Raw genomic sequence first — 25,077 nt, forward strand, 5'->3', positions numbered from 1 at the left:
AACAACCATTGCCGCAGCAGCCGGTAAAAGCCGGATGGATGCGGCGAGACCTTACAGGAAAAAAAAGATGCACAAATTACTCACAGACAGCCCGGGCAAAAAAATGCTGTTCCTGGGCAACGAAGCCATCGCCCGCGGGGCCATCGAGGCCGGCGTGGCCTTTGCCACCACTTACCCGGGTACCCCCTCATCGGAAATCTCCCTGAACCTGTTCCAGGTTTCCCATGAAAGTGATCTCTACTTCGAATACAGCACCAATGAGAAAGTCGCCCTGGAAGTGGCGGCGGCCGCCGCCAACAGCGGCCTGCGAACCTTCTGCATGATGAAGCATGTGGGACTGAACGTCGCGGCCGATCCGCTGATGACCCTTGCCTACGTTGGGGTCAAGGGGGGGCTGGTGATTCTAACGGCAGACGATCCCTTCATGTTCTCCAGCCAGAACGAGCAGGACAACCGCTACTACGGCAAACTCGCCGGCCTGCCCATATTCGAGCCCTCATCGGTGCAGGAGGCCCGGCAGATGACCGTCGACGCCTTTGACCTGTCCGAACAACTGGGTGAGCCGGTGATCCTGCGGACCACCACCCGCGTGAACCATTCCAGCGCCTTCGTGGCGCTGGGGGAACTGACCCCGCGCAACACCAAAGGGGATTTCAAGAAGGACCCGTTCAACTATGTCACGGTGCCGGCCGTCTCCCGCCGCCTGCACGTGAAGCTGCTGGAAAACCTGGACAAGGCCCAGGCGCTGGCGGAAACGTCGGCCTACAACTTTACCGAGGGGGACGGCCCCTGGGGCATCGTCTGCAACGGGGTCAGCTACAACTATGTTTCCGACGCGGTGAAAGAACTGGGCATCGCAGACAAGACCCGTATCCTGCGCCTGGGTTTTTCTCACCCCTTTCCTCAGGACCTGATCAAGACCTTCCTTCAAGGATGCGAGCGGGTGCTGGTGGCCGAAGAGGGAGAGCCCTTCATGGAAGAGGCCGTCAAGGCCTTTGCCCAGGAGGCGGGGCTGACCCTGTCCATTGCCGGCAAGGGTGAGAATCTGTTCTCCCGGCTCTATGAATTCGACCCGGCCCTGGTGCGCGGGGTGATGGCCGGTTACTTCGGCGTTCCTGCCATTGAGAGTCAACCGGTCGACCGGTCCGACGTCCCGGAGATCCCCCAGCGGCCGCCCAACCTGTGCGCCGGTTGCTCCCACCGGGCCACCTACTACGCGGTCAAAATGGCCGCCGAGGGCAAGGAGACGATCTACCCCACGGATATCGGCTGCTACACCCTGGGTTTTCTCCCGCCGCTGGCCATGGGTGACTTTCTCATCTGCATGGGGTCTTCGGTAAGCACCGCCTGCGGTTTCTCCAAGGCCACGGACAAGAAGGTCATCTCTTTTATCGGCGATTCCACCTTTTTTCATTCCGGCCTCACCGGCCTGGTCAACGCGGTATACAACAACCACAACTTCACCCTGGTCATTCTGGATAACGGGACCACCGCCATGACCGGCCACCAGCCCAACCCCGGCGTGGACATGAGCAATCTGAACCTTTCCGGTTACGGCCGCATATCCATCGAAGCGGTGGTGCGGGCCATCGGCGTGGAGCACGTCACGGTCATCAAACCCTACAAGGTCAAAAAGAGCATCGAGGCGGTCAAGGCGGCGCTGGACCACCAGGGGGTGTCGGTGATCATCTCCCAGGAAATGTGCACCCTGTATGCCCGCAGTTTGAAGAAACTGAACGTGCGCGCCTTCAGGGTCACGGACAAGTGCAAGAACCACCGGGACTGTATCGACCAGATCGGCTGCCCGGCTTTTTACCTGGAGGGAGAACGGGTTCAGATCAATGCCAACACCTGCGTCGGCTGTGCGGTCTGTGCCCAGATATGCCCGGGAAATGCCATTACCCCGGTCAAGGGGAAACAGGCAGGCTGAGCACCGGAGCTGAAAGACGCGAACCATGGGCTGCGCCGGGGGATCGTCCGGCGGACGCAATCAACCGGACGATAGTACCGTCAGCCCTTATGAATAGGAAGACGACCATGGAGAAAACAAGACTGATTATTGTTGCGGTGGGCGGACAGGGAAACCTGCTGGCCTCCAAAGTGCTTGGCGAAGCGGCGCTGCTTTCAGGCGTGCCGGTGCGCATGAGTGAAATTCACGGCATGGCCCAGCGTGGCGGTGTCGTCGAATCGGCCATCGTGTTCGGCGATGCGAAAAGCACCATCATTTCCGACGGGGAAGCCAATGTCCTGGTGGGCTTCGAACCCTCCGAAACCCTGCGGGCCCTGAACAAGTGCAATGCAGAAACCACCGTCATTACCAATATGGCACCGCTGCCGCCCTTTACCGTAGCCATCGGCCGGGGCACCTACCCGGATCTGGATCAGGCCCAGCGGCTGATCAGGGCCAAGACCAAACGGCTGATTGCATTCGATGCCGTTGAACTGGCCACGACTGCCGGCAGCGTCATGTCGGTGAACATCGTCCTGCTGGGCGCACTGATTCAGACGGGCATCGTGCCCATTCCGAAGGAGAACCTGGAGGAAGCCATTCGAACCAAGACCAAAAAGGCCTTTGTTGAAGCCAATCTCAGGGCTTTTGACCTGGGGTTCAGTGCCGCCAAAAATGCCTGAATTCAGGACCGGGTTCATCTTTTTTAGAGGCCAAGCCGGCATGAAAGGCCGGTGAAGCAGAGAACACGGTTACAGGAGATTTTTTTAAAACGCCTGAAAATGGGCGATGCATGCAGAAAAAACAGCACCGGAAACGGTTTTTCATATCGGGTCTTATCGTACCATCCATGACCACCAGACCTTTTTAGGATTGTATTCAAGATCACACCGGAGTGGCAACACGAGGCGAGGCAGCCGACACCGGCAGGCGTGAATGCAACCAAAAGTGACCAGCGGGAGTTCGCTTCCGTTAAAGCCTGAGAATAATGGAATGTGCCCCCCCGGGCGGGCCTTGAGTCCCGCCCGGGGGAAATCGACCACTGAGAAGGAGGTAAACGATGCCCTGGAATGAAACGTACGAATGCATGCCGGTGGAAAAAATCCAGCAGTTTCAGCTTGAGAAATTGCTGGAAACCTTTAACTGGGTGGCCAAGCGAGTCCCCTTCTATAAAAAAAAGTTCAAGGAAGCCGGCGTCAAGGCCGCCGACATCAAGGGCATCGAGGACGTGGCCAAGCTTCCCTTCACCGTTAAAAACGATCTGAGAGACAACTATCCCTTCGGCCTGTGTGCCGTTCCCTTAAAAGATGTGGTTCGCGTGCACGCCTCCTCCGGGACCACCGGCAAGCCCATCACCGGCCCCTATACCGCCGAGGACCTGGACCAGTGGGGCGAGTGCATGGCCAGAAATTTTTATGCAGCGGGTGTCCGTCCCGACCATGTGGTCCAGAATGCCTACGGCCACGGGCTGTTCACGGGCGGTCTGGGATTTCATCAGGGTGCCACCGTCATGGGATGCACCGTCGTGCCCACCAGCGCCGGCCTGACGGAACGCCAGATCACCCTGATGAAAGACTTCGGCGCCCATGTGCTGTGCTGCACCCCCTCCTACGCCCTGACCATTGCCGAGCGGGCCGAGGAACTCAAGGTGGACCTGAAAAGCCTGCCCCTGTCCATCGGCATTTTCGGTGCCGAACCGTGGACGACCGGAATGCGTGAGGAGATCGAGGCGCGCATGGGTATCAAGGCCATGGAGGCCTACGGGCTCACCGAACTGGGCGGTCCCGGCGTGGGCTTTGACTGCGACGCCCAAAGCGGCATCCATATCAATGAAGACTACTACCTTGCCGAGGTGGTCGACCCCATCACCCTTGACCCGGTCCCCCTGGGTGAAAAAGGGGAACTGGTCTTTACGTCCCTGCAGCGGCGGGCCATGCCCATGATCCGCTACCGCACCAAAGACATCACCCGCCTGTACCGCGAACGCTGCGTTTGCGGCCGGACGTTCGTCAAGATGGATAAAATATTCGGTCGGACCGACGACATGCTGATCATCAGCGGCGTCAATGTCTTCCCGTCACAAATCGAATCTCTGCTGCTGGATATCGAAGAGGTCGAACCTCAGTACCGCCTGCTGGTCCGCAAAAAGGGATACCTGGATCAACTCGTGGTGCAGGTGGAGGGCAAGCAGGAAATTTATGCCGCCGGCGACCGCAAGAAATTTGAAGTGGAAGCCAAAATCATGGCGCACATCCGCGGCAACATGGGCATCAGCGTGGAAGTCAATCTCGTGGAGCCCAAATTCATCGCCCGAAGCGAGGGCAAGGCCCTTCGCGTGGTTGACGAACGTCCCAAACAGTTCCGTTGATCCGGCACCCGGGATCCTGAACAGACGAGACATGAGGCGGCCCGGCCCCGAGTCTGCAGCGGCCGGGTTGCCCCGTTAAGCTGAAAAGCGTTCAACTGGTAAAACCATTTCATTTTTTGGCCTTCTGTCACGAACGCATGTTCAAAGGCAGGTCATCCGCAACCCGACGGCCCATTGCGCGGACAACGACGCCGAAACAACCACCAGAACGATGGGAGGTGTAACCATGACAGACAAACAATCCTTTGTCCCCAAAACCTTTGCCGTCATCGGTGCCGGTCCCGTGGGCTGTATCGTTTCCGCATTCCTTGCCAAAGGAGGCCATGAGGTGGTCCTGTGCGATGTCGTCCCCGACCTTCTCGAACCGGCCACCAAGCGGGGGATCATCATTGAAGGCGCGGAGAACATGACCCAGACCGTCAGCCACACCTGCACCAGCATCGATGCCCTGCCCGGCTACAACCCCGACGTCATTTTCGTCACGGTCAAGGCCAATGCCCTGCCGCTGATCGCATCGGCCATCGAGGGGTTCCACAACAAGGGCCTCTATGTGGTCAGCTGGCAAAACGGCATCGACACCGAACTGGTCCTGGCCAACAGCCTGGGCAGGGAGGCGGTGATGCGGGCGGTGGTCAACTATGGCTGCGGCCTGGCCGGCCCCGCCCACGTCAAAATCCCCTTTCACCATCCCCCCCACTACATCCAGGAACTCAACCCGGAATCCGCAGGGGCTGCCAGAGGGATTGCCCAGGCACTCACCGATTGCGGTCTGACGACCCGGCACACGGACAACATCATCGCCATGGTATGGCGCAAAGGGGTGCTCAATGCCTGCATGAACCCGGTATGTGCCGTCACGGGGTTGACCATGTCCCAGGCCATGAACGACCCGATCATTTTCAACATCGTGGATGCCCTGGTCAAAGAGTGTGTCAAGGTGGCCCGGGCCAATGAAATCCTGCTGGGCTGGGAATACTACCCCAACGCCATCGAATATATGCGCAACGCCGGCAACCATAAACCGTCCATGCTCATGGACATCGAAAACGGACGGCGGACCGAAATCGACTACATCAACGGCAAATTCGTTGAATACGGCCGGCGATCGGGCATTGAGACGCCCTATAACATCACCCTGCAGAGCCTGGTAAAGGGATTGGAGTCCCGGCTGTAAACGGCAAGGGATTAAGGAATTGAGGAATTAATGGCGCAACGGACTTTTCAAAATGACAGGGCACCTTTTTTTGCCGGGGCCGACGTGGGGGCATCCCGGACCAAGGTGGTGGTGATCGATACCGACGGCCATATCGCCGGTTACGGGGTCGCCCGGTCGGGAACGGATTTTAGGGCCACCGCCGACGGCTGCCTGACCGACGCGCTGGCCATGGCAGAAATTGGAAAGGAACGGATTACCCGTACCGTCTCCACGGGATACGGCCGCAAGAATGTTTCTTATGCCCAGGATCAACGCACTGAAATCAGCTGCCACGGAAAGGGATGCTTCCACTATTTCCCCTTTGCCATCACCATTATCGATATCGGCGGGCAGGACAATAAAATCATCAAACTGGATGACAGCGGCCGGCGGACCTCCTTTAAAATGAACCGCAAGTGCGCCGCCGGCACGGGTGCCTTCCTTGAGGAAATGTCTCCCCGGCTGGACATCCCCCTGTCGGAAATGAACGGCCTGGCCGCAGCGTCCACGGACATGGTCAGGCTGGGAAGTTTCTGCACGGTGTTTTCCGCCACCGAAGTATTGGAGAATATCCGCCGCGGCAAGCAGGTGGAAGACATTGTCAAAGGCTTGTTCTTCTCCGTCATTTCAAGGATCACGGAAATGGACGCCTTCACCGACAACGTGGTGATGACCGGCGGTGTCGTGGCCCACAACCCCTACCTGGTGGAGATGACCCGGGAACTGATCGACCGCCCCATCCTGGTGCCGGAACTGCCTCAGTTCACCGGCGCCCTGGGAGCGGCCCTGTATGCAAAAGAAACGTATGAGGATTGAGGAATCGAAGGATTTTGGGATTGAGGGATTATTCTTTTAATCCGGCGAGTCCTGAAACCTCATCCCAATTCCCCATTCATTCACCGGAGGTGAATCTATGCCTGAAGAGAAAAAAATCAAGCTGAAAAGACTGGAATCGTCCAAGGTCCTGGGCAAGTTCATGGCCGACTACTACTACGAGCTGGACAATGCCGCCAAAACCGGCGACCGGAAAATCGCCTGGTGCACCAGCGTGGGGCCGGCCGAGATCCTGCGGGCCATGGGATTTCTGGTCTATTTTCCCGAGACCCACTCGGCCATGCTGGGTTCGTCGCGAATGGCAACCGATTTGATTCCCAAAGCCAATGCCATTGGCTACTCGCCGGATATCTGCTCATACCTGACCGCCGACGTAGGGGCCTATCTGGAAAAGGTCTCTCCCCTGTCCAAGGTGTTCAAGGGCATCGAGGGGCCGCCCAGACCCGATGTGCTGGTATTCAACACCAATCAGTGCCGCGATGTCCAGGACTGGTTTAATTTTTACGGCGAGGAGTACGACGTTCCCGTAGTTGGGGTACACTCCTACGTAGGCGTTCAGGAAGTAGAGGAATCCCATGTCAAGTCCATCGCCAGGCAGATGGAGGAAATGATTCCCGCGCTCGAACGCGTCAGCGGCGGCAAATTTGATCTGGAACGCCTGAAGGACGCCGTGCGGCTGTCGAGGGAGTGTTCTGACCTGTGGAAAGAGGTGCTGGACACCGCCGCCGCCCGTCCCTCCCCCCTCACCTTCTTCGACGGTACGACACTCATGGGCGCGGCTGTGGTTGGACGGGGTACCCAGGAGGCCAACGACTGCTACCGCACCCTGCTGGCAGAGCTGAACCAGCGAATCGCCGACAAGGAAGGCGCCATCGAGAATGAACGGTTCCGGATCTACTGGGACGGAATGCCCGTGTGGGGGCGATTGTCCGCCCACGCCAAGCTGTTCGCCTCCCTGGGCACCAACGTGCTGGCATCGACCTACTGCAACTCCTGGATTTTTTCCGCTCTGGACCCGGACGATCCCTTCAATTCCATGGCCCGGGCCTATACGGAGCTGTTCATCGTCCGTGCCGACGCGCCCAAGGAGGCCTACATCCGGGATATGCTGGACTTTTTCAAGGTGGACGGCATCATCTACCATGACGCCAAGACCTGCCCCAACAACTCCAACTGCCGCTACGGCATGCCCCAGCGCATCGAACGGCAGACCGGCATCCCCAGCCTGACCATCAACGGCGATCTGAACGACCTGCGGCTGATCTCCGACGAACAGACCAAAACCAATGTGGAGGCCTTTGTCGAGCAGCTGGCCGAGAACAAATAAAACTAAAATTGCCAATTGAGGGATTGGGGAACTGGATTCCTTTGATTCCTAAATTCCTTAATCCCCCAATCCCATAATCCGTCACTCGAATCTTCATAAGCAAGTAAACAAGAAGGAGTAGCAATTATGCTTGATAGCCTATTCAATCCCGCCGGTGTAGCGGTCATCGGCGCATCCGGGAAAGCGCTTCACATCGGCAACCGGGTGATCAAGAACCTGCTGGATTTCGGATACCAGGGGGGCATCTACCCCATCAACCCCAAGGCCGACGAAATTCGCGGCGTCAAGGCATACAAATCGATCCTGGATGTTCCCGGCCAGGTGGATGTGGCCCACATGGTGATCCCTGCCAAGTTCGTGCCCATGGCCGTTGAGGATTGCGGCAAGAAGGGCGTCAAGCACATCATCATCAACTCCGGGGGATTTTCCGAAACCGGTCCCCAGGGCGCCGAGATCGAAAAGGCCTTTCTGGAAAAGGCCAGAGAATACGGCATCCGCATCTTCGGCCCCAACTGCCAGGGGATCATCAACGCCGATCCGGCCGTGAAAGCCTATTGCAATTTCACCTTCACCTTTCCCGAGGCGGGGCACATCTCCATCGTGGCCCTGTCCGGCGGCGTGGCCGAGGTGATCCACCAGGGATTCTCCGCCATGGATGTGGGCACCCGAATTTACGCCTCCAACGGCAATGCCTGCGACATTTCCATCCCGGAAATCATCCGGTACCTGGCCGACGACGACGGCACCCGGGTGATTGTCACCTACGTGGAGGGGCTTAAAGATCCCATGGGTTTCTTCGAGGCGGCCCGGGAAGCCACGGCCAAAAAACCCGTGCTGGCCATGAAGGCCGGCCGAACACTGGAAGGCGCCCAGGCGGCCGCCTCCCACACCGGCGGCCTGGCCAGGGAGGACCTGGCCACGGACCTGATCTTCAAAAAGGCGGGCATCGTCGATTTCCGGGACGAGGGCCACCTGATCAACGCCGCCGTGGCCTTTGGTTCCCAGCCGATCCCGGCGGGCAACCGGGTGGGCATCATCACCAATACCGGCGGCCCGGCGGTAATCGCTACGGACGTCCTGGTGGATGCCGGCCTGACCCTGCCCCCGCTGTCAGAAAATACCAAAGCCCTGCTGACGGAGAAACTCTACCCGGAAGCGTCGGTAAGCAACCCGGTGGATGTGCTTGCCACGGGCACTGCCGAGCACTACCTGGCCTGCCTGGAGGCCATGATGGCCGACGACAGCTTCGACTGCATCCTGGTCAATTTTGTCACCCCCTTCTTCGTGAACACCGAGGACATCGCTGCCGCCATCGCCCGGGTGAATATGCAGCAGATCAAGCCCATGGTCTGCAACCTGATGACCGACCGGCGCCAGTGGGCCGAGACCGAAGCCATCCTCAAAGCAGGGGGCGTCCCCTGTTTCGCCCTGCCCAGCGACGCGGCCCGGGCCCTGGGCGCCCTGGTGCGCTATCGCCGCATCCTGGACCGCCCGTCCGGACGGATTCGATCCTTTGCCGACGTGGATACCGAGGGCGCCCGGGCAATCTTCAACCAGGCCCGCGGTGGCGGATTGCTGGCTGCCGATCAGGTGTACGGGATTCTCGAAGCCTACGGCATCGATGTCCCCCAATGGCAGATGGCCGACGGCATGGACGGCGTCATCGCTGCCGCCGACCGCATCGGCTATCCGGTCGTGGTCAAAGCCGATGCCGCCTCCGTGGTTCACAAAAGCGACATGGGCGGCGTGGCCGTGAACCTGCCCGACGCCCAGGCGGTCCATAAAGCCGTCACCACGATGAAAGAGGCGATCGACGCCGCAGACCTGCGTTTTTTCGTCCAGCAGTTTGTTCCCGGCGGGCGGGAGGTGATCCTCGGAGCCAAGGCCGAACCCGGTATGGGGCACCTGATCATGTTCGGCCTCGGCGGCATCTTCGTTGAAGTCCTCAAAGATGTGGTTTTCAATCTCACGCCGGTCACCGACGCCGACGCCCGGGAAATGGTGAACGGCATCCGGGGCGCCGCCCTGCTCTCCGGCGTGCGGGGCGAAAAACCGGTGGACAAAACCGCGCTGATCGATCTGATCCAGCGGTTGTCCAGGCTGACCACCGATTTCCCGCAGATCAGGGAACTGGACCTCAACCCGGTCATGGCCTTCGAAAACGGTGCCGTGGCCGTGGATGCCCGCATTGCCCTGTGAGTGTGTTTGTTGGATTTATTGAGTTTATTGGGTTGGTTGAGTTGGCTGATTTTCCCCTTGAGCCCTCGCCCCCTGGAATCCTTGACCCCTTGAACGCTCAAACCCTCGAACCTAAAGTCTATCCACCTATTTCAGGAGTGAAACCATGGCCCACTGGATGAACCTGGGACAGCAGCTCAAGATGAACGCCAAGAAGTATCCGCATACCGTGGCCCTGTGTGATGCCTGCCGGCGGTTCACCTACCCCGAAGTCAATCGCCGGGTCAACCGCCTGGCGCACCGCCTCATGGAAATGGGCCTTGCTAAAGGCGACAAGCTGGCCGTGCTCATGGAAAACAGTATCGAAATCATCGAGTTTTACCTGGCGGCAGCCAAAACCGGCATCGTCATCGTCCCGGTGAATTTCCGTCTGGTGGGGCATGAGGTGGCCTATATCGTAGACGATGCCGATGCCCGTGCCATGGCTGTGCATCACGAATTCACCCCCTGTGTGGACGCCATCCGGGATCAGCTCGTCCAGATTCCGCCGGAGAACTACATTGTGGTGGATCGTGCCAAAATCGGTTACCGCGAATACGAATCGCTGATAGAAGGGGCTCCGGACAACGATCCGGACGTTGCGGTGGCCCCTTCGGACACGTGGATTCTCATCTACACCTCCGGCACCACCGGAAAGCCCAAGGGGGTGGTACGCTCCCATGAATCCCATATCGCCTTCTACCTGATCAATGCCGTTGACTTCGGGTTCGACCAGCATGACGTGTGCATGAACGTCATGCCCCTGTGCCACATCAATTCCACTTTTTTTACCTTCACTTTCACTTACATCGGCGCCACGGTCTATATTCACCCGGCCCGCTCCTTCCGGCCCGAAGAAATCCTGGAAATTGTGGAACGGGAGAAAATCACCTTCATCTCCCTGATCCCCACCCACTACAACCTGATCCTGAATGTCTCCGAAGACGGCCGGAACCGGGACACCGGCTCCATCAGAAAGCTGCTCTGCAGCAGTGCCCCCGTGAGAAAAACCATGAAAACGGCCATCATGGCGTTCTTTCCCGGCGTCCAGCTGTACGAGGGGTATGGCTCCACAGAAGCCGGCATTGTCACCGTACTTCGACCCGAGGACCAGATGCGCAAGCTCGGTTCCATCGGAATGGAAAGCCTGGGCACCGAACGGGTCAGGATCCTGGATACGGAAGGCAACGACGTACCGCCCTGCGAAGTGGGTGAGCTCTACTCCAAGGGCCCCATGCTGTTCGACGAATATTACAAGCTGCCGGAAAAAACCGAGGCCGCCTTCAGGGACGGCTGGTTTTCCGCCGGCGACATGGCCCGTATGGACGAGGACGGCTTCTACCAGATCGTGGACCGCAAGGACAATATGATCATCACCGGCGGCGAGCACGTCTACCCGAGCGAGGTGGAGGAGGTCATCGGCAGCCACCCCGATGTGTTCGACGTGGCGGCCATCAGTCTTCCCGACGACAAGTGGGGGGAGAAGGTGGCGGCGGTGGTGGTCCCCATGGAGGGACAGGATCTGACCGAATCGGCTGTTTTCAATTGGTGCAGGGACCGCATGGCCGGGTATAAACGCCCCAAGCAGGTCATCTTCATCAGTCCGGACCAGATGCCCCGTACCGCCACGGGAAAGATCCTTCACCGCATCCTGCGGGAAACCTTTGCCGAAGGCGAACCGGTGTTCCCGGAAACCGACAGCTGCCCGGCGCCGGAAAAATAAAATTGATATAAGGATTGTGGGATTCAGGAATTTTACAGAAATGAACTGTGTTTGTTCTGAAATGGTAGATCGGGGTCCGGATCAAGGCCGCAGCTTTATTGGAACCGCAGGCGCAGCGGCGCTGCGCCGAGGATTTCAATAAGGCGAGAACGCCGATAGGGGCCTGGCCTCACGGTGCCGTTTCAGAGTAGACACCCAAAATGAGGAGGACTTCAACATGCTGAGCAAAGCCTTCATCCCTTACAGGGGCTACTATTCCACCCCCTTCTGCCGCTGGCAGGGGGCCATGGCCAACGAGAATGCCATCGTGCTGGGCGCCGCAACCGCCGCCCGCTGGATGGCCGACAAGGGATGGGAGCCCGAAATTTTCGATTACCTGGTTTTCGGAAACACCATCAGCCAGCTGCACCAGTTCTACAGCGCCCCTTGGGCGGCCTCACTCATGGGCTGCGGCGGCATTCCCGGCATCGCCGTCAGCCAGGCCTGCACCACCGGCACCACCTGCATCTTCCAGGCGGCCATGGGCATTGAAACGGGTATGGTTGGCAACGCGTTTGTGCTCACCACGGACCGCACGTCAAACGGTCCACACACCATCTGGCCCAATCCCAAGGGCCCCGGCGGCGAAGTGATCAGCGAGAACTGGCTCATGGACAACTTCAATGCCGATCCCAATGTGGGCCTGCGCATGGTGGAAACGGCGGAAAACGTCGCCAAGGAAGAAGGCATCTCCAAAGAGGAATGCGACCGCCTGGCCCTGCGACGCTACGAGCAGTACCAGATGGCCCTGGCGGACGACCGGGCATTCCAGAAACGCTACATGTTCGCCGCCGAAATTCAGATCTCGCGCAAAAAAAGGATTCTCGTCGAAGCGGACGAGGGCATCATGCCCACCACCGCCGAGGGCCTGACCAAACTCAAACCCCTGGTACCCGGCGGCGTCCTCAGCTTTGGCGCCCAGACCCACCCGGCCGACGGCAACGCCTCGATGGTGGTCACCACCAGAGAGCAAGCCGACCGGTTGAGCGCCGATGCCGCGATCCCGATCCAGGTGATCGCCTACGGCTATGCCCGGGAAAAGAAAGGCTATATGGCGGCCGCACCGGTACCTGCCGCCCGCATGGCCCTGGACAAGGCCGGCCTGTCGATCGGGGACATCAAAATCATCAAAACCCACAACCCGTTTGTGGTCAACGACATCAATTTTGCCCGCAAGATGGAAATCGATGCCGACGGGTTCAACAACTATGGATCGTCGGTCATTTACGGCCATCCCCAGGGATCCACGGCCACGCGGCTGATCATCGAAGGCATCGAAGAAACGGTGATGGAAGGGGGCGGCTATCTGCTGTGGACAGGCTGCGCCGCCGGAGATTGCGGCGCATCGCTGATCCTGAAAATCGGTTAAGGGGTCGAAGTAAAGAAAGTTCCCGGAACCGGGCGTCGAGGCGCCCGCCCGGCAAGGCGTGAAAACCTGAGGCATGGTTGGCCTATTCCGAGGTTTTCACAACGCCGCCGGGCGGGATGAATCACGGTCGGAAATGTGAACTTATTTTTGCGCGAGCCCTGAACGTCCCATACTGCCATGGGGCCATACGAAAGCGGACCGGGCGCCGATACGCCGGGTCCGCTTTTTACCTGGCAACCCGCTGAACGAACGGGGACTGAAATATCACAACAGGGCGACGGGACCCCATTTGCCAGGTACGCGCCAGGGTCGGTCATCCGTTGCCCGAATCACTGGACGACGACCGATTTCGGCGCTCCTGCCTGCGCCGCCGCGCCCGCAAAAAGAACATCCCGCCGGCACCAAACATCAGCCCCGCCGCAACCATCACACAGGCTCAATAAAGCCGTCCCGCACCATCCGGGGTCACTTATGTTTCGGCACCGTGGGCCTCCTTGAACGTATGCCACTCGTCATGATCGATAAAGCCGTCGCCATCCTGGTCGACCGCCTTGAAAACGTCCTTGGTGGAATCGGGAAAGCGTTGTTTGAATTCCTCCCAGGTCACCGTGTCATCGCCATCGGCATCCAGTTCGTAAAAATGGATCATATACGGTCCCGGATCGGGCATGTCCCCATGATGAAATGTATTGTGGCCGCAACCGACGAACAAAACCGGCAGCGCCAGAAAAACAAGCGTGATGGATTTTATCATTTCGCGATTTCCTTCCCGGCTATCTCAGCCATCTAACCAACAGGTTGTTTGTTCTTCAGTGGTTCAGATACATCAAGTTAAGACCTAATGGGCCAACTGCAAACCGGATAACACCGAGCCCGTGCCTCGGATAATAGAATATCAGGCCGCCATCCCGTTCGGTGCTGAAACCGTCCACCGCCATGGTTGCCATTAAATCTGTATTTGCATTGGCTTCACACTTGCGTTACAATTATGAATTAAGTAATATCCAGCGACCATCCACAAACGATTTTGTAGCCCGATATCCGCATTGCGCTTAGTTTTAATTTTCCGGCACATCACCCTTATGCCGGTGCAAAAACGTTTTGAACCGAGTCCCCTTCGCCGCGGAAGCGTCGGGATCGGACCTGTCAGGCATAGACTTTTCCAGTGTTCACAGCACGGGTTGATCATGGAAAGGCAGCATCAACGGGCTGGCAAATTACCTTCGGTAGGCCGCCCCGGCGTGTCAGAAGGTCTGCACCCTTTTTTTACGAGTACTTGACGTGTCGACGATTGGGACCAACGCTGGACCCAGCACCTGCGTGTTCTAACCTGTCAACCTGAAGAGCAGTGGAAACCGCGATAGCGCTATAATCAAATCCAGGGAGAGGCACCATGAAGGATCTGGTCGAGAAAATTGCAAGGGCCCTAGTGGACGTTCCGGAACAGGTATCGGTAAACGAGATAGAAAGCCAGCAGAGCATCGTCGTGGAACTGGCGGTGGCCAAACAGGACCTTGGAAAAATCATTGGAAGAAAGGGCCAGAATGTGCAGGCCATTCGCACCATCCTGAATGCCGCTTCCGGAAAGACCAAAAAACGAATCATCCTCGAGCTGCTGGAATAGCGGATGGACGTTCGGTGACAGCGAGACTGGATTGCGTTCACAGGAGCAGTACCCATTGACCGGTGACATCACCATCTCCATCTGGCTTTTCGTCGTGCTGATCGCCGTGGCGGTAATCGCTGTACTTGACCGGGTGCTGATTCCCAGCAGCCGGTGGTTTGTGCGCCGGCGCATCAACCGGGTGATCGAAGAGATCGGCACCCGGCTGGATATCGAAATCCGCCCCTTCCAGCTCACCAAGCGACAGGTACTGGTGGACCGGCTGGTTTACGATCCCATCGTGATTGAAGCGGTGAGAAGTTACGCCCGCGAACATGACATGCCCCTCGAAGTCGTCCAGGACAAGGTGGCGGTCTACGCCCGCGAAATCGTGCCCTCCTTCAATGCCTATTTTTACTTCCGGATCGGCTACTGGATCGCCAAGAAAATCGCCCGCATGCTCTACCGGGTTCGGGTGGGGCTGCTGGAAGACGAGCAGTACCGGTCCATCGATCCGGCCTCTACGGTAGTGTTCGTCATGAACCACCGCTCCAATATGGATTATGTATTGGTAGCCTTTCTGGCCGCCGAACGGACCACCCTCTCCTACGCCGTGGGCGAATGGGCCAAAATCTGGCCCCTTCATATGCTGTTCCGGTTCATGGGGGCGTTCTTTGTCCGCCGGAATTCCGGGAACCCGCTCTACCGCCGGATTCTGGAACGGTACATCCACATGGCCACCCGGGAAGGGGTATGCCAGGCCGTATTTCTGGAAGGCGCCCTGAGCCGTGACGGCCGCCTGGGAAGGCCCAAACTCGGATTGATGGACTACATGCTTCGCCAGTTCGACCCGCAACAGGACCGTGATATCGTCTTCATACCGGTGGGAATCAACTACGACCGCACCATCGAGGACCGCAGCCTGTTGCGCCGGCTGAATCCCGGCATCCGGCGACGCAGCCTGTGGTTCGTCTTCCGAACGACCACCGGCTTCATCCTGCGCAATCTCGTACTGATGGTTCTCAGCCGCTGGCGGCGCTACGGTTACGCGTGCGTCAATTTCGGCGCCCCGTTGTCGATCAAGGATTACTGCCGGGAAACAGGAACGGTTTTCAGCCGGTTGCAGCGCAAGGACCGTTTCCCTGAAATTGAAGCCCTCTGCCGGCGGCTCATGGGGGCCATTGCCGACGTGGTACCCGTATTGCCGGTCTCACTGGTTTCGGCCGTCTTCCTCGAGGCGCCGGCCCCAGGCCTGGACCTTCTTGCGGTCGAGCATCGGGCCAGTCTTCTGGTGGACGAACTTCAGAAAAACCAGGCTCCGGTTCTCGAATCACCGCGCAGTACCCGTATGGCCGCCATTGCCGATGCCATCGACCTGATGCGGTTGCGCGGATTGATCACCCACACCGGCGGCAGATACATGGCCGTCGCTGCAGAAGCCCCGGTCCTGCGTTACTACGCCAATGCCATCGTCCACTGGCTGCCGGGTCGCCAGTGGGATGCATCAGACTCCTGATCCAACCAGGCATCCCACCCCGCACAAGCCCCGCCGCTGTGCGGCGTGAAGTGAAACCATGGACAACTTCATGAATGAAGGTTGACCCCTCACGCAATAACACCCGAAGGAGGGGAGGAAACGAGAAAACACAGGGGAATGGGATGTCCACGAAACCCTTTCCGTAAGCTTTCTGAGGCGCCGATCGATCTGCACGTCACCGGAGCGCATCGCGTATTTTCCGGGCCAGGTCGTTGAAACTGAAGGGCTTCTGGATGAAATGAACCCCTTCATCGAGCACGCCGTGGTGAACGATCACGTTGGCCGTGTATCCGGACATGAACAGGGTCTTGAGTTCGGGGCGGGCCGCGGCTGCCCGGTCGCGCAATTCCTTCCCGTTCATTCCCGGCATGATCACATCGGTCATCAGGAGATCCACGGACGCCTCGCCACCTTCCATAATTGCCAGCGCTTCCTCCGGGGTCCCCACAACCCGGACGGTGTAGCCGATCCGCTCGAGCATCGCCCGGGTCATGTTTCGCACCATTTCGTCATCCTCCACCAACAGCATCGTTTCTGTACCGGTGGCCAGCGACGATTCCTCGGCAGGGGCATCCACCTCTCCCCGGTCTTCCAGCCTGGGCAGGTATATTTTGAAAGTGGTCCCCTGCCCCGGTTCACTGTAGGCATTGATGAATCCGCCCCCCTGCTTGACGATGCCGAAGATGGTCGCCAGTCCGAGACCGGTTCCCTTACCCACCTCCTTGGTGGTGAAAAAAGGCTCGAAGACATGGGAAAGCGTTTCGGAATCCATTCCGAAACCGTTGTCGCTTACCGACAATTGTACATAATCGCCCGGAATGAATCCCAAAAGGTCACGGCAATAGGCGTCGTCCATGTGCGTATTGACTGTTTCGACGATCAACTGGCCGCCGTCCGGCATGGCATCACGGGCATTGACCGCCAGGTTGATGAGGATCTGCTCAAACTGCGTTGGATCGAATTTGACGGCCCAGAGTCCGTCTCCCGGGAAAAACTGAAGATCCACGTCCTCGCCGATCATCCGGGCCAGGGTGCTTTTGACCTCGCGGATCCGGTCGTTCAGGTCCAGCCGTCTGGGTGCAACCACCTGTTTTCGGGAAAAGGCCAGCAGTTGCGTCGTGATGTCCCTGGAGTGCACGGCCGCTTTTTCGATTTCGATGAGATTATTAAGAAGTGGATCACCGGGAGTCATGTCGGCTTTCATCAGGTCCGCATATCCCAGAATGACACCCAGCATATTGTTGAAGTCGTGGGCCACGCCGCCGGCCAGCCGGCCGATGGATTCCATTTTCTGGGACTGGAAGAGCTGGGATTCGAGTTTTGATTTCTCCGCTTCGGCCTGTTTGCGCTCTGAAATATCCCGAACGAAGGCGACATGGAGTTCCTTGTCGCCGAAGTGGATACGGTTGGTTGAGACTTCCACGGGAAAGTCCGTTCCGTCCCTGCGCCGATGGGTGGTCTCGAAGGTTCGGTTTCCGACCGCCTTCATCTCCTGCCATTTCGTGGACCATACGTCTTGCGGAAAACCGGGATCCACGTCCCAAAGCCGCATACCCAACAGCTCCTCCCGGGAGTAGCCGAGGGAACGGCAGGCCTGGTCGTTCACATAGGGAAAATTGCCCTCACGGTCCAGCCAGAAGACCGCATCCGAGGCCCGGTCGATGGAGAACTGGAACAGGCGCAGCGCTTCTTCCGCGCGTTTGCTTTCGGTGATGTCCCTGGCAAACAGGCAGCCGTACTCGTTGCCGCCGAATTCGACAAAATTGGCCGTTATTTCGACGGGAAACAGGGTTCCGTCCTTGCGTTGATGGCTGGTCTCAAAAGTGACAACCCGTTCCAGACGAATGCGATTCCAGCAATTGCGGCACAATTCGGCCGTAAACCCGGGGTCGATATCGTATCCACATTTCTGAAGCAGTTCTTCACGGGAATATCCCAGGGAACGGCAAGCCTGGTCGTTGACGTAGAAAAAATGACCGTCCGGGTCCATCCAGAAGCAGGCCAGAGAGGCCCGGTCGATGGCGAACTGGGTCAGCTCCAAAACCTGTTCAATCTGCTTTCGTTCCGAAATATCGGTGATGAAGGCACAGCTGTATGCCTGCCCGCCGAATTCAACGTAATTGGCAACGATCTCGACGGGAAAGGTCCGCCCGTCCTTTCGCCGATGAGTGGACTCGAAGGTGCGGACCCTGTCCCGAATCAGAAGGTTCCAGTAATTGGACCAGGCAGCGGCGTCGAACTCGGGATCGATATCCGGGACAGACATCTTCAGGAGTTCCTGTCGGTCGTATCCCAGAGACCGGCAAGCCTGATCATTGACGTAGAAAAAACGGCCGTCCTGCCGGATCCAGGTGCAGCCGATCGAGGCCCGATCAACGGTGAACTGGGTCAGCTCCAGATCCTTTTCGTACCGTTTTCGATCGGAGATATCCCGGGCGAACGCCACGTGCAGTTCCCTGTCGCCGACCCAGATATGCTTGGCTGAGATATCGACGGGAAAAAGACTGCCATCCTTTCGCCGGTGCAGGGTTTCAAGGTGCCGGGTGCCGATCTGGCCGTGCTGGTAGGCTTCCCACTCCGCATCCCAGCTTTCACGTGGAAAAACCGGATCGATGTCCCACAGGCGAAGGGTGAGCATTTCTTCCCGGGTGTAACCGAGGGCCCGGCAGGTCTGATGGTTGACGTAGGAAAAACCGCCATCCCCGTTGATCCAGAATATGGCGTCTGCCGCATGTTCGATGGTAAACTGAAACATCTGCAGGGCGACTTCGGCCTTTTTCCTCTCTGTGATGTCCCGTATGGCAGTGATGCGGGTTTCCTGATCGTCGATCCGGGCATAACGGGCCCGAATCTCAACGGGAAAAACGGTGCCGTCCTTCCGTAACGCCAAATGCTCATAAGGATTCCCCTTGCCGTTGGCCATGAATTCGGCAACACGCTCACGGTGCTCCGCAGCCACACAGTTCGCTACCGCTTTACCCAGCAATTCGTCGCGGGAATACCCCATCATTCGGGCCAGCTGATCGTTGAAATCGACGAATACGCCGCCCCGCGTCAGGGCAATGCCTTCAAAAGCGGCGTCGGCCAGGATCCGGGACCGGTGTTCGCCGGCACCGGCGGGTGCCATGGTATCGCCGTCATCAACACGATCAAGAAGGCTGAGGAGAATCTGCAGCGGCGCCTCACCCTGCGTATCGATCCGGCAGGCGCGGAAGCAGCGCTCCTTGTGGCCGGGAAGTGTGAATGTGACCGAAGGCGTTTCACCACGCGGTTCGGCATCGGCCTCCAAAAGCGGAGCGAGCATGTCCTTCAGCGTCGATGCCGCCGTCGGCCGTGCGACCAACTCACCAAGCATACGCCCTTCGGCTTCCTGCGGGGAGCAACCCCAGGCACGGCAAAAGGAATGCGCGGCCCTGAGGATCCGAAGGTTCGCGTCTACAACCGCGGCAGGTTCCTGCATCGCATCGAGAATGCCGGCCGGCAGCGTCTGTTGCCGCTCCGGAGCTCCTCTTCTTCCCTGTTTGCGCATTGCCAACTCCAAAAACGTGTTCCTGAAATCAAAAAACGGCAGTTGGGGGGCAGGCTTCTCACTTAGAATGAGGCCAAAAAAGGATCTGGTAAGTCAGAGACAGTTTAAGAATAACATATAGTTAACGAATATGCAATGTTACGCCGCCTTGACCTGCACCCGACACGCCCGGCGTCTTCCGTTTTGCAATAGCGTCGGCGGTTTGAAGGATTGGATCAAAAGCATGCCGGGATGCCATTCGGCAATGGCCTCTTGCATTCTCCACCACCGCGGCGGTATAAAACCGATAGTCGGCCGGACGGCAACCTGGGGCCCTTTCAGGCAACAGGCTCTCCAATACCCATCCAGTGCCCGCCCGGCATTGGCAGATCAATGGGAAACTGATGGCGCATCTACCGTGTCTGAACGACAAGTCAGAACGATCGCGACATGACACATGAAAAAAAACAAAAATTAATAAAATCATCCATCGGCGTTTTGATTTCGATTCTGCTTTTCTTTACTTCGGGACTGACGCTTCCGGTTATTGACGCGACGACGGATGATTACTTTCATGAATCCATCACTAAAGTCGGGGTCGCTTATGCGACCGTCAGGGTTCTCAACGCGTCCGTCTCCATTGTAAAAGAATCGAGCCTGCAGCTGGAACCGGCGGGGGTTGGGGTATCATTGGCCGTGGGACAGGCCCTGGATCCGATTGATGATATGACGGAGCGGTTGTCCGGCGTGCTGGTTACGGCGATTACATCGCTGGGGGTTCAGAAACTGGCCTATGAAATCAGTGTATCGCTGGCGCCTCCCGTTCTTTCGGTTTGCCTGCTGGCCCTGTCTGTCCTGATCTGGTTTGACAATGGGAAGTTGGCATCCCTTCAGAATTTGACGATGCGGATTCTGTTTTTAATTCTGATTGTTCGTTTTTGCCTGCCACTGTCGTCGGTGGCAAACGGGTTTGTGCATCAACATTACTTCGTTGATCAAATCTCAGCCGCGAATAATGAACTGGCAGTCGGCTCCGTTGAACTTGACAAATTAAAAGATTTCTCGCTCCCGGAAATCGATGGCGTTATCGGAACCATCGAGAATAGCGCCTCGTTTCTGAATCGAAAATCAATCGCGCTCAAGAATGCCCTTGTGGATACCGTCAGCAATATGGGAGCGACCATCGAGAACCTCCTGACGCTTACCTTTCTTTACGTTGGGTTTTTTCTGATTCAGATTGTTATTTTGCCATTGCTCTCATTCTGGTTGCTTGTAAAAACGGTCAATGCGCTGTTTGCCGTGAACGCGCCCGTCATTCTGAACAGTTCCCGGCCATCAGGCAAAGCCTCGCAGCAAAGCGTCAACGCCAAATGAGCATGATCGATAGATTACACGGCATCGCCAGGGCGGTCCGGATGCTTCGCCTGCCGTCAATCGTTGTCGGATGGCTCAGCCTGGCATCATTGGTCGTCACCATCTTTATTCTGGCGCCGCACCAGGGAGACCGATTCATTATCCCCGGCCTTGTCGGACTGCTCTGGGCGGTGAGCACCTATGCCTTCATCGTGACATTTGCAACGGTTCCCGCTAAACCCGGCAGGGCACCGGGAATCTTCAGCCGGCTGAAGCAAAAAATCCAACGCGGCTGGTATTGGCTCATCAGCGTTATTTTTCTGATCACGACAGTGATTGTCATCGGTTTAACGGTTCGAATGGTTTCCATCTGGCTGAGAGAATACGGCGGGTAGCCGGCCAGTGCGGCAGCATCGCGTCGGGAAACCCGCCACCGGCCACCGTTGCAGGCAGAAATTTGAACGTTAACCCTCCTTATGGAAATGGGTATGTCATTCGATCATCTTGGCCTGCGGAGTGAACTGCTCGAGGCAGTGAAAGCAAAAGGGTACACCGCCCCCACCCCCATTCAGTCCCGGGCCGTTCCCGTCATTCTCGGCGGACGGGACATCCTGGCACGCGCCCAGACCGGAACGGGAAAAACAGACGCATTCGCCCTCCCACTGGTCGAAATCCTGAGCCGTGAAAACATTAGCGCGCGGCACCCCCGCGCACTGGTCCTGGCCCCCACGCGGGAACTGGCGCTTCAGGTGGGGGAGACCATCAAGGATTATGCAAGGCGCGTTTCCATGAGATGCACGGTGGTTCACGGGGGGGGTCGCATCAATCCGCAGATCGATCGACTCAGGCGCGGCATCGATATCCTGGTGGCCACACCGGGCCGCCTGCTGGACCTGTCCGGCCAGCGGCATCTCGATCTCTCCCGGATCGGTTTTCTGGTTTTTGACGAAGCGGACCGAATGCTGGATCTGGGCTTCAGCGAAGCGATCGCCGAAATTCTCGATCTCGTCCCCATTCGACGCCGGACCATGCTCTTTTCCGCCACCTACACCCCATCGATTAGGAATCTGGCCGCAGTCATGCTCAAGGAACCTCAGGAAATAGAGGCAACGCCCAGCCTGACAGCAGCAGAATCGGTGGTCCAGAAGGTTCACCTGGTGAACCGCGCCAACAAGTGCGCGCTGCTGGTCCACCTGCTCACGAAAGGCAACTGGGACCGCATCCTGGTCTTCACCCGTACCCGCCATGGCGCCAACAAACTCACCGAGAAGCTGTCCGCGCAGGGAATCGTTGCGGCGGCAATGCACGGCGACAAGAGCCAGTCTTCCCGGACACGGACCCTCCAGCAGTTCAAAGAGGGCCGGATCCGGGTTCTCGTGGCAACGGATGTGGCCGCGCGGGGTCTGGATATCAGCAACCTGCCCCATGTGGTCAATTACGATATGCCGGGCACTCCCGAGGATTATGTTCACCGCATCGGCCGCACCGGCCGTGCCGGGGTCAGGGGCATTGCCGTTTCCCTGGTCAGCCCCGATGAAAAACGACATCTTCAGGCCATCGAAAAACTGCTGGAGCAGAAAATTCCTGTGGAAACGGTGGACGGCTATACCGAGGACAGCGATGTTCCGGATTACGTTCTCTTTCGCCCTGGCAGTCTGGCCAGTCATAAAAAGGCCGACAGGGACCTAAAGGAGATGGTCCTCAAGAGAAATGCGAGAAAACAGGAATCCAAATCCAGGACCGCAGGCAAAAAAAGGAAGTCCTTAAAAAAACCGGCCCGGCCAGGATTCCCGCGACCACCGAAACCAGGCAAACCCAAAAGGAGAAAATAGGAAATGGCTGAAGACAGGCAGACTATCGCTTCAGAAAAAGCAGCCATCGACATTGGCGGGCGGGACCAGGTGTCGGCAATTCTGTCGGGACCCGAACGTGCGTCCGAAATGAATCCAACCGGAGTCATCGTTGCCCATGGTGCCGGCAACGACATGCACAACCCGCTGATCGTTGCCGTCGCCGAGGGCCTTGCCGCTGCCGGCTCCGCCACCCTGAGGTTCAACTTTCCCTACAAGGAGAAGGGCAGAAAATCGCCTGATTCACAAAACAAACTGATCCATACCTGGCAATGTGTCTGCGAGTACTTTATGGGGAATCCAACATTTCCTGTCCGCCGGGTCATCGCCGCGGGAAAATCCATGGGCGGCCGGGTGGCATCGCAGATGGTGGCTGGCGCGCAGATGGACGCGGCGGCCCTGATATTTCTCGGCTATCCCCTGCACGCCCCGGGCAAGAAAAATCAGCTGCGCGATGCCCACCTCTATCAGATTAAAAAACCCATGCTGTTCTTTGCGGGGACAAAGGACCCCCTGTGCGATGTGGAAAAACTGAACAGCGTGCTGGCCAGATTGACATGCGACCATGACCTGGATATCATCGACGGCGGCAATCATTCACTCAAGCTGCCCAAATCATCGCCGCGTTCCGAGGCCGACGTACACCGGCAGGTCGTGGAGAAATGCGTGGGGTGGGTTGAACAGTTGGGATAATCCAGCCACGTTATCGGTGGGTCCAGCGCCGTTTATAATTTCTCATCACAAAAATGAAGAGATAATTTTGAATGTTGAATTTCTAATTTTGAATTAAGGCATTACAATCGTTTATAATTTTCAAACCTGAAGTAAACGTCGGGGATAAAATGATCGGCGAGGAGAAAAATGCGCGTCCTTTTCTGGTACTGTGACACGTTTGCATGGAATCCGGCCATGAAAACACTTGATGACGCCCCGGATGCGCCACCCAGTAGCCATGAGCAGGCCGTGGTCGCCTTCATCCATGTGGAACCCGGGGATGTGGAAAACGGCAGTTCAGCGGAGACCAAACTGGTGAAAAATGCCAAATGGCTGGCCCGGAAATGGGAAACGAAGCAAATCGTCCTGCACTCGTTCACCCACCTGGGTGAGGAAAAAGCCGACCCGGCCGAGGCCAAACTGCTGATTGACCGCGTACAGGCGAGGCTGGAAAAAGCGGATTACGGCCCAGTTCAGACACCATACGGCTATTTCAACGATCTGTCGATCCAGGCCCCGGGGCATCCGTTGGCCAGGATCTTTAAAGAATTTTGACGGATTCGTAAGCGGGTTGCTACCACAGCCAGCCCATCCCGGCATATCTCACCATCAGGGCAATGGCCAGATTGGTCAGGCCGTGAATCAGAATGCAGACCCACATGCTGCCGCTTTTGTGGTACAGCCAGGTGGTAAACAGAAAATAGAAAATCGCGGACGGATACTCGTATGCCTGGTGGCCGGCGGCAAAAACGAGGGTGGTCCCGGCCACGGCAAAGGTGCTCAGGGGCAGTGCCGCTGCCGGGGCAGGATGCTGCTCCAGCGTATCCAGGATCGACCCCACCAGCCCTTTATCCTGTCGCTGCGCCCCGGCCTGGTGCAGCCACCCCATCACGTACACCCGCATGAGCAGCTCTTCGAAGATCGCCACCAGAACCACCGAGTTGACCAGTTTCATGCAAAAATAGAAAGTTGAAAAGGCCTCCCGGTCACCGGCAGCCATGACATCGGTCATGCCGGCTGCCGCCAGCAGATAAAACGGTCCCACCCAGCACAGCAGGGCCACCGGAAGGGCCAGCAGGGCGATGAAGCCATGGATGGCGTTGAGGGGTCCGAATCGGTAGTGTTTGCCAAACCAGAGCAAAACGGCGCCTGTGGCCAGAAACTTGAATCCCTGAGCCACATCCATCGATAGCATCGTTTCGGGTATGCTGGAAAAGGCGACGTAGACCGCATAGGGGGACAGATAAAGCAGCAGCAGTGCTTGAAAGCGCTTGTGTTCAGGTAACAGCTGATAGGCGCCTGTTGAATTTACAGCCATGGGTATGGATGGTTTCCTGTTTATGAGAAAAGACAGCAAAACTATGATAAAAATGTCATCCGATCAACCGTTTTTCCCTGAGGCGCTTATGTTATCATTCACGAAAAAGCGGGATCCCACATTGACATTCATCCGTCTGTGGACGGCAACGGTCGCATGGGGCGGCTCTGGCAA

The 25,077-nt window shown here is 57.8% G+C and carries 19 protein-coding genes; 16 read left to right on the top strand and 3 right to left on the bottom strand.

Annotated elements, in window-relative coordinates; translation table 11 throughout:
- The first annotated feature begins 67 nt into the window (after positions 1-67).
- From iorA to DSCA_RS06660, 9 genes are all read left to right on the top strand, one after another.
- A complete protein-coding gene (gene iorA, locus DSCA_RS06620) occupies positions 68-1,930 on the top strand; it encodes an indolepyruvate ferredoxin oxidoreductase subunit alpha (protein ID WP_155315676.1) in 1,863 nt (620 codons plus the stop codon).
- 107 nt (positions 1,931-2,037) lie between these two features.
- Positions 2,038-2,631 carry an indolepyruvate oxidoreductase subunit beta gene (locus DSCA_RS06625; RefSeq protein ID WP_155315677.1) on the top strand — a complete coding sequence of 198 codons (594 nt, stop codon included), beginning with the start codon at positions 2,038-2,040 and terminating at the stop codon, positions 2,629-2,631.
- Between the two features lie 377 nt (positions 2,632-3,008).
- Positions 3,009-4,316 carry a phenylacetate--CoA ligase family protein gene (locus DSCA_RS06630; RefSeq protein WP_155315678.1) on the top strand — a complete coding sequence of 436 codons (1,308 nt, stop codon included), beginning with the start codon at positions 3,009-3,011 and terminating at the stop codon, positions 4,314-4,316.
- Between the two features lie 226 nt (positions 4,317-4,542).
- Positions 4,543-5,490 (top strand): ketopantoate reductase family protein, encoded by a 948-nt coding sequence (locus tag DSCA_RS06635; RefSeq protein ID WP_155315679.1) that lies wholly within the window; start codon positions 4,543-4,545, stop codon positions 5,488-5,490.
- Positions 5,491-5,520: 30 nt separating this feature from the next.
- Positions 5,521-6,327 carry an acyl-CoA dehydratase activase gene (locus tag DSCA_RS06640; RefSeq protein WP_155315680.1) on the top strand — a complete coding sequence of 269 codons (807 nt, stop codon included), beginning with the start codon at positions 5,521-5,523 and terminating at the stop codon, positions 6,325-6,327.
- A gap of 97 nt (positions 6,328-6,424) precedes the next feature.
- Positions 6,425-7,672 carry a 2-hydroxyacyl-CoA dehydratase subunit D gene (locus tag DSCA_RS06645; RefSeq protein WP_155315681.1) on the top strand — a complete coding sequence of 416 codons (1,248 nt, stop codon included), beginning with the start codon at positions 6,425-6,427 and terminating at the stop codon, positions 7,670-7,672.
- Positions 7,673-7,798: 126 nt separating this feature from the next.
- A complete protein-coding gene (locus tag DSCA_RS06650) occupies positions 7,799-9,871 on the top strand; it encodes an acetate--CoA ligase family protein (protein WP_155315682.1) in 2,073 nt (690 codons plus the stop codon).
- Between the two features lie 145 nt (positions 9,872-10,016).
- The gene (locus DSCA_RS06655) at positions 10,017-11,612 is read left to right on the top strand and encodes a class I adenylate-forming enzyme family protein (RefSeq protein ID WP_155315683.1); all 1,596 of its coding nucleotides are present in this window, start codon (positions 10,017-10,019) and stop codon (positions 11,610-11,612) included.
- A gap of 217 nt (positions 11,613-11,829) precedes the next feature.
- On the top strand, positions 11,830-13,020 hold the full coding sequence (locus DSCA_RS06660; protein ID WP_155315684.1) for a thiolase family protein: 1,191 nt from the start codon (positions 11,830-11,832) through the stop codon (positions 13,018-13,020).
- A gap of 469 nt (positions 13,021-13,489) precedes the next feature.
- Here the strand turns inward: DSCA_RS06660 and DSCA_RS06665 are convergent, their stop codons facing one another.
- A complete protein-coding gene (locus tag DSCA_RS06665) occupies positions 13,490-13,774 on the bottom strand; it encodes an EF-hand domain-containing protein (RefSeq protein WP_155320337.1) in 285 nt (94 codons plus the stop codon).
- A gap of 639 nt (positions 13,775-14,413) precedes the next feature.
- Here DSCA_RS06665 and DSCA_RS06670 point away from each other — a divergent pair.
- Together DSCA_RS06670 and DSCA_RS06675 are read left to right on the top strand one after the other, a co-directional pair.
- Entirely contained in the window at positions 14,414-14,644 is a 231-nt protein-coding gene (locus DSCA_RS06670) for a KH domain-containing protein (RefSeq protein ID WP_155315685.1), read from the top strand.
- A gap of 55 nt (positions 14,645-14,699) precedes the next feature.
- Positions 14,700-16,139, top strand: a complete 1,440-nt coding sequence (locus DSCA_RS06675; RefSeq protein WP_167527639.1) for a 1-acyl-sn-glycerol-3-phosphate acyltransferase — start codon at positions 14,700-14,702, stop codon at positions 16,137-16,139.
- A 196-nt stretch (positions 16,140-16,335) separates the two neighbouring features.
- Here the strand turns inward: DSCA_RS06675 and DSCA_RS06680 are convergent, their stop codons facing one another.
- Positions 16,336-19,689: a PAS domain S-box protein gene (locus tag DSCA_RS06680; protein WP_155315687.1), complete on the bottom strand. Its 3,354-nt coding sequence runs from the start codon at positions 19,687-19,689 to the stop codon at positions 16,336-16,338.
- Positions 19,690-20,118: 429 nt separating this feature from the next.
- Here DSCA_RS06680 and DSCA_RS06685 point away from each other — a divergent pair, with 429 nt between their 5' ends.
- The 5 genes from DSCA_RS06685 to DSCA_RS06705 all read left to right on the top strand — a co-directional run bounded on the left by DSCA_RS06685 (position 20,119) and on the right by DSCA_RS06705 (position 24,140).
- Entirely contained in the window at positions 20,119-21,042 is a 924-nt protein-coding gene (locus tag DSCA_RS06685) for a hypothetical protein (protein WP_155315688.1), read from the top strand.
- Positions 21,043-21,044: 2 nt separating this feature from the next.
- Positions 21,045-21,416: a hypothetical protein gene (locus DSCA_RS06690; RefSeq protein WP_155315689.1), complete on the top strand. Its 372-nt coding sequence runs from the start codon at positions 21,045-21,047 to the stop codon at positions 21,414-21,416.
- Positions 21,417-21,509: 93 nt separating this feature from the next.
- Positions 21,510-22,853, top strand: coding sequence for a DEAD/DEAH box helicase (locus DSCA_RS06695; protein ID WP_155315690.1), 1,344 nt, complete (start codon positions 21,510-21,512; stop codon positions 22,851-22,853).
- Between the two features lie 3 nt (positions 22,854-22,856).
- Entirely contained in the window at positions 22,857-23,564 is a 708-nt protein-coding gene (locus DSCA_RS06700; protein WP_155315691.1) for an alpha/beta hydrolase family protein, read from the top strand.
- Between the two features lie 168 nt (positions 23,565-23,732).
- A complete protein-coding gene (locus DSCA_RS06705) occupies positions 23,733-24,140 on the top strand; it encodes a threonyl-tRNA synthetase editing domain-containing protein (RefSeq protein WP_155315692.1) in 408 nt (135 codons plus the stop codon).
- Positions 24,141-24,159: 19 nt separating this feature from the next.
- On the opposite strand, the gene DSCA_RS06710 is transcribed toward DSCA_RS06705, so the two are convergent.
- On the bottom strand, positions 24,160-24,903 hold the full coding sequence (locus DSCA_RS06710) for a CPBP family intramembrane glutamic endopeptidase (RefSeq protein WP_155315693.1): 744 nt from the start codon (positions 24,901-24,903) through the stop codon (positions 24,160-24,162).
- Positions 24,904-25,077 lie beyond the last annotated feature (174 nt).

It is taken from the genome of Desulfosarcina alkanivorans, assembly GCF_009688945.1.
GTDB lineage: Bacteria > Desulfobacterota > Desulfobacteria > Desulfobacterales > Desulfosarcinaceae > Desulfosarcina > Desulfosarcina alkanivorans.